Annotated in this window: 9 protein-coding genes and 1 pseudogene; 5 read left to right on the forward strand and 5 right to left on the reverse strand. The window is 66.2% G+C overall.

Going from position 1 to position 10046, the window contains the following annotated elements; translation table 11 throughout:
• Positions 1–277 (forward strand): annotated as a pseudogene (locus EN742_RS12555) (helix-turn-helix domain-containing protein); the annotation flags it as partial.
• An 81-nt stretch (positions 278–358) separates the two neighbouring features.
• Positions 359–1015, forward strand: a complete 657-nt coding sequence (locus EN742_RS12560; RefSeq protein WP_127407204.1) for a PQQ-binding-like beta-propeller repeat protein — start codon at positions 359–361, stop codon at positions 1013–1015.
• 126 nt (positions 1016–1141) lie between these two features.
• On the opposite strand, the gene efp is transcribed toward EN742_RS12560, so the two are convergent.
• Entirely contained in the window at positions 1142–1711 is a 570-nt protein-coding gene (gene efp, locus EN742_RS12565) for an elongation factor P (RefSeq protein ID WP_126055087.1), read from the reverse strand.
• 129 nt (positions 1712–1840) lie between these two features.
• Here efp and epmA point away from each other — a divergent pair, with 129 nt between their 5' ends.
• A complete protein-coding gene (gene epmA, locus EN742_RS12570) occupies positions 1841–2890 on the forward strand; it encodes an EF-P lysine aminoacylase EpmA (protein ID WP_128332860.1) in 1050 nt (349 codons plus the stop codon).
• A gap of 36 nt (positions 2891–2926) precedes the next feature.
• Here epmA and EN742_RS12575 read toward each other — a convergent pair whose 3' ends face one another.
• From EN742_RS12575 to EN742_RS12590, 4 genes are read right to left on the reverse strand one after another with little or no spacing between them, the layout of a single operon-like run.
• Positions 2927–3754 (reverse strand): ABC transporter permease, encoded by an 828-nt coding sequence (locus tag EN742_RS12575; RefSeq protein ID WP_127406376.1) that lies wholly within the window; start codon positions 3752–3754, stop codon positions 2927–2929.
• A 2-nt stretch (positions 3755–3756) separates the two neighbouring features.
• Positions 3757–5037 (reverse strand): ABC transporter permease, encoded by a 1281-nt coding sequence (locus EN742_RS12580; protein ID WP_127406377.1) that lies wholly within the window; start codon positions 5035–5037, stop codon positions 3757–3759.
• 8 nt (positions 5038–5045) lie between these two features.
• On the reverse strand, positions 5046–6098 hold the full coding sequence (locus tag EN742_RS12585) for an ABC transporter substrate-binding protein (RefSeq protein ID WP_128332861.1): 1053 nt from the start codon (positions 6096–6098) through the stop codon (positions 5046–5048).
• Positions 6095–7273, reverse strand: a complete 1179-nt coding sequence (locus tag EN742_RS12590) for an ABC transporter ATP-binding protein (RefSeq protein ID WP_127406379.1) — start codon at positions 7271–7273, stop codon at positions 6095–6097. Before EN742_RS12590 ends, EN742_RS12585 begins: the two co-directional genes overlap by 4 nt.
• A gap of 285 nt (positions 7274–7558) precedes the next feature.
• On the opposite strand from EN742_RS12590, the gene EN742_RS12595 reads away from it, so the two are divergent.
• Together EN742_RS12595 and EN742_RS12600 are read left to right on the forward strand one after the other, a co-directional pair.
• Positions 7559–8947 carry a PLP-dependent aminotransferase family protein gene (locus tag EN742_RS12595; protein ID WP_127421199.1) on the forward strand — a complete coding sequence of 463 codons (1389 nt, stop codon included), beginning with the start codon at positions 7559–7561 and terminating at the stop codon, positions 8945–8947.
• Between the two features lie 7 nt (positions 8948–8954).
• A partial coding sequence (locus tag EN742_RS12600) for an FAD-dependent oxidoreductase (RefSeq protein WP_128332862.1) occupies positions 8955–10046 on the forward strand: 1092 nt, incomplete at its 3' end.

Consider the following 10046-nt stretch of genomic DNA (forward strand, 5'->3'; position numbering starts at 1 on the left):
GCTTGGCGCCGGCGAGGTGGTCGTGCTGGCGCCGCCGGTCGAGGAACAGCATGGCGCGGTGCTGGCCTTCCTCGCCGACGGCGAGTCCTGGTCGAGCTCGGCGCTGGCGATCGCGCTTGGCGCCAGCGCTCGCACCGTGCAGCGGGCGCTGGAGGAGCTTTCGGCCGAGAGAAAGGTTCAGGCCATCGGCCGTGGCCGGGCGCGCCGCTGGATGATGCCGCCGGTGACCGGATTCCCGACTGTCTTGTTACTCCCGGGCCCGCTGCCGAGCGACTAAGCATGCTGGCGAAAGTTTCGGGAAAGAGACATGCCCAGGAACTAAGTGCCAGGTGTATTGTCCAGATCGATGGAGACCGCGATGAAACGAGCGACTGCCGAAATCCTGCGTGAGTACGGACCCTTTCCGGGGGTGAAGACCGTGGCTGGCGTGACCTTCGACGGCGAGAAAGTCTGGTTTGCCTCGGGCGACAAGCTCAATGCGCTCGATCCTGGGTCAGGAGCGACACTGCGCTCGATCGATGTCGCAGCCGATGCCGGAACCGCCTTCGACGGCAAGCATCTTTACCAGATCGCCGAAGAGCGCATCCAGAAGATCGATCCGCGGACCGGCGACGTCATCGCCACGATCCCGGCTCCCGGCAATGGCGGCGACTCCGGCCTGACCTGGGCCGAGGGCTCGCTTTGGGTTGGTGAATACCGCGCCCGCAAGATCCATCAGATCGATCCCGAAACCGGCACGGTGATCCGTACCATCGAGTCCAAGCGCGTCGTCACCGGGGTCACCTGGGTCGACGGCGAGCTCTGGCACGGTACCTGGGAAGGCGACGAGAGCGATCTGCGGCGCATCGATCCTGATACCGGCGAGGTGCTTCAGACGCTGGACATGCCGGCGGGAATGGGTGTGTCCGGGCTGGAATCCGATGGCGGAGGCTGCTTCTTCTGCGGCGGCGGCAACAGCGGCAAGGTGAGGGCGGTGCGCCGGCCCGGCTATGCCCCCACGGTGGCGAACAAATAGAAGCCGGGGCCGGGCGCGTTCTGAACTTCGTGATCGAGGCGCCTGCCGGGCGCCCCCATCTCGCGCGTTCACGAGGAGGCGGCCCGCAACATCGCCGGCGAGCTCTGGTAGACCGTGCGTCTGGTCTCAGTCCTTGGCGCGCTCGACGTAGGAGCCGTCGGCGGTCATCACCACCACGCGCGTGCCGGCGGAAATGTGCGGCGGCACCGCCGTGCGCACGCCGTTGGAAAGCATGGCCGGCTTGTAGGACGAGGACGCCGTCTGGCCCTTGGTGACCGGTTCGGTTTCGACCACCTCGAACACGGCGCGCTGCGGCAGCACCAGCGAAATCGGCACGCCGTTGAACTGCGCCAGCTGCACCGCCATGCCTTCCTGCAGATAGGGGGCCATGTCGCCGACCACGCCTTCCGGAGCCACGACCTGGTCGTAGCTTTCCGGGTTCATGAAATGGAAGCCTTCGCCGTCGGAGTAGAGGAAAGTGTGCTCGCGCTCCTCGACATAGGCGCGCTCCACCATCTCTGTCGTGCGATAACGCTCCGAAACCTTCACGCCGTCGCCGATGCGGCGCATGTCGAGTTGCGTCACCGGCGTGCCCTTGCCAGGGTGGATGTTTTCGGCAAAGAGGATGACATAGAGCTTGCCGTCCTTATCGACGACGTTGCCTTTGCGTAAGGAGCTGGCGATGACCTTGACCACGGTATTCAATCCCAATCGAGTTTTTCGGCCTGCGAGCGCTGATTGCCAAAAATCGGCTACGGCGGCCACCGCGTGCGCCCTAGCGCATCTTGCGCCGAACCGCCAGCCTTCCCGGCGATTTTCCTGCCGATGACCAGCCAAGCTTCCCCCTGGTGGACGCCCGATGTCCATGCCGACCGCCGGCCGCGGCTGTTGGCGCGCAACGCCATTGCCACCGCCTTGCGCGGCTGGTTCGCCAGTCGCGATTTCATCGAGGTCACGACATCGGCGCTCCAGGTCTCGCCCGGCAACGAAGCGCATCTGGCGGCCTTCGCCACCGAGGCGATCGGGACGGATGGCGCGCGCCAGCCGCTCTATCTGCATACTTCGCCGGAATTCGCCTGCAAGAAGCTGCTTGCCGCCGGCGAGCGGCGCATCTTCAGTTTGGGCCCGGTGTGGCGCAACCGCGAGCGCGGGCCCTTGCACCATCCGGAATTCACCATGCTCGAATGGTATCGCGTCGGCGAGACCTATGAGAGCCTGATGGCGGACTGCGCCGAATTCCTGGCTCTCGCGGCGGAGAAGGCCGGCGCGAAAACCTTTCGCTTCCGCGGCCGCGAGGCCGACCCTTTCGCCGAGCCGGAGCGGCTAAGTGTCGCCGAAGCCTTTTCGCGCCATGCCGGCATCGAACTTCTCGCGACCGTCTCCGCCGACGGCGGCACCGATCGCGCGGCGCTGCACGATGCCCTCGTCCGTGCCGGCCTGCGCACCGCGCGCGACGACCACTGGGCCGACCTGTTCAGCCGGGTGATGGTCGAGAAGGTCGAACCGGCGCTGGGGCAGGGGCGGGCCACCATCCTGTACGGCTACCCGGTCTCGGAAGCCGCGCTCGCCCGGCCGAGCGCGGAGGATCCGCGCGTTGCCGAGCGTTTCGAACTCTATTGCTGCGGCGTCGAGCTCGCCAACGCCTTCGGCGAGCTCACCGATCCAACCGAGCAGCGCCGCCGCTTCACCGCCGAAATGGACGAGAAGGAGCGCATCTATGGCGAGCGCTACCCGATCGACGAGGACTTTCTCGCGGCTCTGGCCACCATGCCGCAGGCCAGCGGCTCGGCGCTCGGCTTCGACCGGCTGGTGATGCTGGCGACGGGCGCGGCGCGGATCGACGACGTGATCTGGACGCCGGTGGCCGACGCGTGAAGACCTCAGCCGCCGGCCTCGCCGGTCCTGAAGAACCTATGCCGCTGCGCCCGGCCGTTTCTGACCGCGCCGCGCCAAAAGATTGGCCACCACCAGAAGCACGATCGACAGCGCCATCATCAGCGTCGCGGCGGCGGTGATCGCCGGGCTGAGCTTTTCGCGAAGGCCGATGAACATTTCGAGCGGCATGGTGCGCTGGCCGGCGCTGGCCAAGAACTGCACGACCACGACCTCGTCGAAGGACGTGACGAAGGCGAAGGCCGCGCCAGAGAGCACGCCGGGCAGAATCAGCGGCAGCATCACCCGAAAGAACGCGGTCAGCGGTTTCGCCCCGGAGATCGCGGCGGCACGCATCAAATTGCGGTCGAAGCCGGTGAGGCTCGCCGCCACCGTCACGACGACAAACGGACTGGCTAGAGCGGTATGCGCCAGGATGATGCCGGCGTAGGTGCTGGCCAGGCCGATGCGCGCATAGAACAGATACGAGCCGACGGCGGTGATCACCACCGGCACTATGAGCGGCGACAGAAGCAGCGGCATGACGATGCGTCGGCCTGGGAATTTCTCGTCGGAAAGCGCGATCGCCGTCAGCGTGCCAAGCGTCGTTGCGATCAGCGTGGTGCCGAAGGCAACGATCAGGCTGTTGCCGATCGCCGACTGCCAGCGCTGGGTGCCGAGCACCATCTCGTACCAGCGCGTCGAGAGGCCCTCCAGCGGGAAGATGAAGAAGGCACCGCTGTTGAAGGAGAGCGGAACCGGAATGAGGATCGGGACCAGCAGGAAAAGGATGACCAGCGCGCACCAGATCCAGAGCAGCGCGATGCGGATGCGTTCGCCAAGGGTTGGGTAGGGAGACAACAGCATGGCTACACCAGCTTCAGGCGGTCGAGGCCGAGGATGCGAGCAAAGATGCCGAACAGCGCCAACGTGAAGACGAGCAGGATGAAGCTCAAGGCCGCCGCCATCTCCCAGTTCAGTTCGACATTGACGTAGTTGGCGATGAAGTTGCTGATCAGCTGGTCGCTGGCGCCACCGATCAGCGCCGGCGTTATGTAGTAACCCAGGCACAGGATGAAGGTGAGCAGGCATCCGGCCATCACGCCGGGAAACACCTGCGGAAGGTAGACGCGCCGGAAGGCGGTGAGGGGTTTGGCTCCAAGCGAATAGGCCGCCTTCATCTGCGACGGCTGGATGGTGCGCATGACGCTGTAGATCGGCAGCAGCGTGAACGGCAGCTGGATATGCGTCATGGCAATGATCAGCCCGATGCGGCTGTACATCAGGTCGAGCCGGTCGCTGGCTATGCCGATGAAGAGCAGGAAGTCGTTGACCAGGCCGAATTTCTGCAAAAGCACCGTCCACGCGGCGGTGCGCACCAGGATCGAGGTCCAGAACGGCAGGAGCACGGCGACGATCAGCACGGCGGCCAGGCCTTTCGGTGCGCTGGCGATGAGGTAGGCGAGGGGAAACCCGAGCAGAAGCGTGGCGAGCGTGACCGCCGCGGCAACAAGGAAGGTGCGCACGAATACCTGCAGGAAGATCGCCTGCTCCGGCGGCACCCGCTCGATGCCGCCATCGGCATTCCAGCGCATGTCGAGCGCGCTCAGCAGATAGAACGAGGTGAGGCTGTGAGTGCCATTCCGGATTGCCTGCCAGGTCGACGGCGCCGACCAGAACGGCACCGATTTCATGGCCTCGAGCGCGGCCTGACCGTCGGCGTTTTCGAGCTTGCGCACCGTCTTCAGCACTTGGCTGCGCGCGCCGGGCAGGCGGGCGTTCAGGCTCTTGGCCAGCTCATAGGCCGTGCCCTTGACCTGGTTGTCCTTCAGGTCGGCGGCCAGCGCCGCGAAGCCATCGTCCACCGGCAGGCCCTGGCCGTTCCAGCCGGCCAGGGCCACGGTCGTCTTGGGCAAAGCATCTGCGATTGTCGGATCATAGACGGCGCGCGACAGCAGCAGCACGATAGGTATGCCGAAGCTCAACGCCAGGAGAATGAGCAGCGGCGCCGCCAACAGCAGCGAGCGCAGCCGGTCGCCGAATTCGGCGCGCCGGAGCGCCGCCGACACGGATTTGAGGTCCGCGTCGGCGGCTGGCCGGCCGCGGGCCAGCGCGGGCCGGTCGACTTCGCTGGGCTGGAGCGCCGACATGCCCGTTCCTACTGCGCAAGCCAGGCGTTGAAGCGCTTGACCAGATCCTCGCCGTAGTCGCCCCAGAACTCGGTGTCGGCGACCAGATAGGCGCCGCCCAGATGGTCCGGCGCGTTGGGCAGTTTCGGCAAGGCGTCGGCTGCGACGAAGGACGCGGCATCGGTGCGCACCGGTCCGTAGGTGATGTAGCTGGCAAGCTTGGCGTTGTTTTCCGGCTCGCTGATATAGGCGAGATATTTGTAGGCGAGGTCCGGGCTCTTGGCGCCCTTTGGAATGGCGATCATGTCATATTCGAGGATCTGGTTGTTCCAGACGATCTTGAACGGCTTGCCGTCGGTGTCGATAGCGTTCTGGATGCGGCCGTTCCAGGCGGTCGTCATCACCACTTCCTTGGAGGCCAGAAGCTGCGCCGGCTGCGCGCCGGCATCCCACCAGACGATGTCCTTCTTGATCGTGTCGAGCTTCTTGAAGGCGCGGTCGACGCCTTCCGGCGTTGCAAGGACCTTGTAGACGTCGGCCGGCGCCACGCCGTCGGCCATCAGCGCCCATTCGAGGTTCTGCGCCGGGAACTTGCGCATGGCTCGCTTGCCCGGGAACTTGGTCGTGTCGAAGAGGTCGAGCACCGATGTTGGCGCCTCTTTCAGCACGGTCGGGTCATAGGCGAGGATATCCCCGTAAGCATCGAGACCGACACCGCAATCGAGCGCCGAGCCCTCGATGAACTTGTCACGCGGTCCGATCTTGGAATAGTCGAGCCGCTCGAGGATGCCGGCGTCGCAGCCCTGCAGCACGGTCGCCGTCTCGACCGTCACCAGGTCGATCGGCACGTTGCCGGTGTCGACCATGGCCTTCACCTTGCCGAGGTCGCCGAGATATTCCTGCTCGAGGATCTTGACGCCGGTCTCCTTGCTGAACGGCTCGAACCAGGCCTTGCGCTGGGCGTCCTGCCAAGCGCCCCCGCTCGCCATGATGGAAAGCTCTTGCGCAAAGGCGGCGTGGCCTATCGTCGTGCAGGCAGTTGCGGCCACAAGCGCGAGCAGAGTCTGCTTTGTGTATTTCATGTCGTTTTCCCCTGTTTCGGAATGGCGCCGCCCGTCCCGGCATCGGCCGGAAAGGCGTGGCAATCATTGGGCGCGCAGGAGACCGTCACGGCCTCGCCGTTTGCCATCGTCGCTTCGGGGCCGACCTTGACGGTCAGCACCTGGTCGTTGGCGAGCCTGGCCACGAGGCGCAGGTGGTCGCCGAGATAGATCCGCCCGTCCACCGTGGCGGGCAGGGCGTTGCCGCCGGCCGCCATCGGCGTCAGGGTCAGCCGTTCCGGTCGGATGGCGACCTGGCAGGGAGCGCCCTGCGCGACGCCGATCGCCAGCGCGGTGAGTTCGCCACCGCCGCTCAGCCGGACCCTGCATTCTGCGCCGGAGACTCGGTCAACCACGCCTTCCAGCGTGTTGTTCTCGCCGATGAAGCTCGCCACGAACGAGCTCTGCGGGTTGTTGTAGAGATCATCGGGCGAGCCGAGCTGGGCGATGCCGCCATTGTTGAAAACGGCGACGCGGTCCGACATCGTCAGTGCCTCGCTCTGGTCATGCGTGACGTAGACGATGGTGACGCCGAGCATGGTGTGGATCTGTTTGATCTCGAGCTGCATGTGTTCGCGCAGCTTCTTGTCGAGCGCGCCGAGCGGCTCGTCCATGAGTACCAGGCTCGGCTTGAACACCAGGGCGCGGGCAAGCGCCACGCGCTGCTGCTGGCCGCCGGAAAGCTGGGTCGGTCGGCGGTCGCCAAATTGCCTGAGCCGCACCATGTCGAGCGCGCTCGCTACCCTGGATGCGATATCGGCCTTGCCGACCTGCCGGACCGAGAGCGGGAAGCCGACGTTCTCCTCGACCGTCATATGCGGGAACAGCGCGTAGTTCTGGAACACCATGCCGATGTTGCGCTGATAAGGCGGCAAGCGGTCGACCGGTTGGCCTTCCAGCGTGATCGTGCCATGCGTCGGCCGCTCGAAGCCGGCAAGCATGTTGAGCGTCGTTGTCTTGCCGGAGCCGGAAGGACCAAGCAGCGTCAGGAATTCGCCGCGCGCAACGGTGAGGTTCATCCGCGTCACGGCGAAAGTCCGCCCGTCGTAGGATTTTTCGACGTCGGCGAATTCGACGAAACCCTTGCCGGGACCGGCTTGCGCGGCCGGCGCGATCGTGGCCGGGGCGGCCGGCAATGCGGCCTGGCTGGCGCTCATAGTCCGCAATCCTTGATGCGGCTGAGATGCGGCTTGCGATCCATGCCTCGTCCTCCCGGAAACCGGCTGCTGCCCGGCAGGTCATGTGACTTGTATGGTCACACAATTAACCTGTAGTCGACCATAGATGCAGACAACTTTGTCCGTCAGGCCGATTTTTGGCGGATTGTGTGAGATTGTTAACAGGATATCTTGCGGTTGTACGCCAGACAAGCTCTATTGTCCGGAGTATTGTCTTATGCTAGATGCGCCAACAGTGAGACATCAGCCGTAGTCGATTCCCGCATGCTGCAAGATCTTCGCCTCCCCGACGACGAAAGTCCGGTTTACCGTCGCCTTGCCGACGCGATCGCCGAACGCATCGCCGCCGGCACGCTCGCGGTCGGTGACCGGTTGCCGCCGCAGCGCGAGATCGCGCGGGCACTGGGCATCAATGTCACGACCGTCACGCGGGCCTTGTCGACACTTCAGGAGCAGGGGCTGCTCGAAGCGCGGCCCGGACGCGGCACGACGGTCGCCGCCCGTGACGTCGGCGAGAAGCCGGGCTTCGTGTCGTCGCCGAGCGACCAGAGCGGCATCATCGACCTTTCCGTCAACCGGCCGGCCACCACCGCCTATCTCGATGCGGTTGCCGCGCTGCTGCCGCGTCTGCCCAAGGACCGGCACTACGCCGCGCTTCAGGACTACCACCCGCCGGAAGGACCGCTCTGGGCGCGCGTGGCGGTGGCCGACTGGTTCAAATCCGTCGCCGGCGACGGCGATCCCGGCCGCGTCGTGCTCGCCGCTGGCGCCCAGCACGGACTGGACGGTGTCCTCGGTGCGGTGACCAGGCAGGGCGAGGTCGTGCTTGCCGACGAGGTGACGTACCAGGGCATAAACGCGCTCTGTCGCGTGCATGGGCTGGATCTCAGGGGCGTCGCCATGGACCGCGCCGGCATGCGCCCCGACGCCTTCGAGGGCGCCTGCGCGCACCTGCGTCCGCGCGCGGTCTTCCTGGTGCCGACGCTGCACAACCCGACGACGATCACGCTGAGCGCGGAGCGCCGGCATGAGCTTGCGGCGGTTGCCCGCCGCTACAATGTGCTGATCATCGAGGACGACGTCTACCGGCCGCTGGCCGACGACCCGCCACCCTCCTTCGCCTGTCTCGAGCCCGAACTGACCATCCATCTCGGCGCGCTGTCGAAATGCCTGGCGCCGGGCCTGCGCCTTGGGTTCGTCATCGCCCCGCGCCCCATCGCCGGCCAGGTCGCGGCGGCGCTGCGCATCAACTGCTGGAGCATCAGCCCGCTGACGGCGCTGATCGGTGCCAGGCTGATCGAGGAAGGCTCTGCTGCCCGCATCATCGACATCCAGAAGCAGGAACTGCGCCAGCGCCAGGCGATCCTGAGCGAAATCCTCGGCCGCTTCGACATACAGGCACATCCGACGTCGACCCATGCCTGGCTGCGCCTGCCGGAGCCCTGGCGCGGCGCGGGCTTTGCCCGCACCTGCCTGGAGCGCGGTGTCGCCGTGCTGCCGGGCGATGCCTTCGCGGTCGGCCGCGAGCCGGTCCAGCACGGCGTGCGCATCAATGTCGGCGCGGCGCGCTCGCAGGAGGATCTGCGCACGGCACTCGCCATCATGGCCGAACTGTTGTCGGCCGGCCATCTGCAACTGCCGGGTTTTGTGTAGGTCATCGGTGGCAGCGTCCAGGACTGTCGAAATCGCCATCGTTGGCGCCGGTGTCGTCGGGCTGGCGACGGCATTGCGGCTTGCCGGCGAAGGCCGCGAGGTCCTTCTCATCGATCCCAACGAGCCGGGCTCGGGCGCCTCGTTCGGCAATGCCGGAACGATTGCCGAATATGCCTGCATGCCGGTCGGCAATCCGGCCGTCCTGCGCGCGCTGCCGAAACTGCTTCTTGACCCGGACAGCCCGTTCGCATTGCGCTGGACAGCGCTTTTCCAGCTTGCGCCATGGTTGGTCCGCTTTGTCAGGCAATCGCTGCCGGCGGCCACCCGAGCCAACGCACTGGCGCTCGCGGGGCTGCTGGCCGAAGCCTTGCCGGCCTGGGGGGAGATGGCGCAGGAAGCCGGCCTGCAGGATCTTTTGCGCCGCAACGGCTGCCTCTATCTCTACCGCCGAGAGGGCGATTTTGCCGCCGCATCCGGCGGGCGGGCACTGCGCGCCGAGCTTGGCGTTCGTCAGGAGGTGCTGACGTCGCAAGAGGTGGCCGGGCTGGAGCCCGGCCTGCAGGCAACCCACGCCCGCGGCCTTTACTTCCCTCACTCCATGAATGTCGCCGATCCGAGCCTCGTGATGCGCCGGCTGTTCGATGCGGCCGCGGCCCGCGGCGCGCTGCTGGTCAGAGCCGAAGTGACCAGCCTGCGGGCTGACGCTGGCGGCGTTGAGCTAGGCGGTTCCGATTTCCGCGTCAAAGCGAAGACAGTGGTAATCGCTGCCGGCGCACGCTCGCGCGCTCTGGCTGCGCAAGCCGGCGACAGCATCCCGCTGGAAACCGAACGCGGCTACCATCTCGAATTCCTGACCGACGCACCTCTACTCAATCGCCCGGTCTGTCCTGTCGATCTCGGCTTCTACATGACGCCGATGGCTGGCCGGCTGCGCGTCGCCGGCACGGTCGAGTTGGGCGGGCATGCCGCACCGGCAAATGCGCGCCGTCTGGCGCTGCTCGATCGCGGCGTCAGGCAGTTCTTCCCCGACCTTGGCCGAGCGTCGTCCGAGTGGCTGGGCTTTCGCCCATCGCTGCCCGATTCCCGGCCGGTCATCGGC

The sequence above is a fragment of the Mesorhizobium sp. M4A.F.Ca.ET.020.02.1.1 genome (assembly GCF_004022645.1).
Lineage (GTDB): Bacteria > Pseudomonadota > Alphaproteobacteria > Rhizobiales > Rhizobiaceae > Mesorhizobium.

Excerpts from the sequence above, each read along its gene's own strand:
- EN742_RS12575 (WP_127406376.1), bottom strand. The coding sequence starts at position 3,754 with ATGCTGTTGTCTCCCTACCCAACCCTTGGCGAACGCATCCGCATCGCG.
- EN742_RS12560 (WP_127407204.1), top strand. The coding sequence starts at position 359 with ATGAAACGAGCGACTGCCGAAATCCTGCGTGAGTACGGACCCTTTCCG.
- epmA (WP_128332860.1), top strand. The coding sequence starts at position 1,841 with ATGACCAGCCAAGCTTCCCCCTGGTGGACGCCCGATGTCCATGCCGAC.
- EN742_RS12580 (WP_127406377.1), bottom strand. The coding sequence starts at position 5,037 with ATGTCGGCGCTCCAGCCCAGCGAAGTCGACCGGCCCGCGCTGGCCCGC.
- EN742_RS12595 (WP_127421199.1), top strand. The coding sequence starts at position 7,559 with ATGCTGCAAGATCTTCGCCTCCCCGACGACGAAAGTCCGGTTTACCGT.
- EN742_RS12590 (WP_127406379.1), bottom strand. The coding sequence starts at position 7,273 with ATGAGCGCCAGCCAGGCCGCATTGCCGGCCGCCCCGGCCACGATCGCG.
- EN742_RS12585 (WP_128332861.1), bottom strand. The coding sequence starts at position 6,098 with ATGAAATACACAAAGCAGACTCTGCTCGCGCTTGTGGCCGCAACTGCC.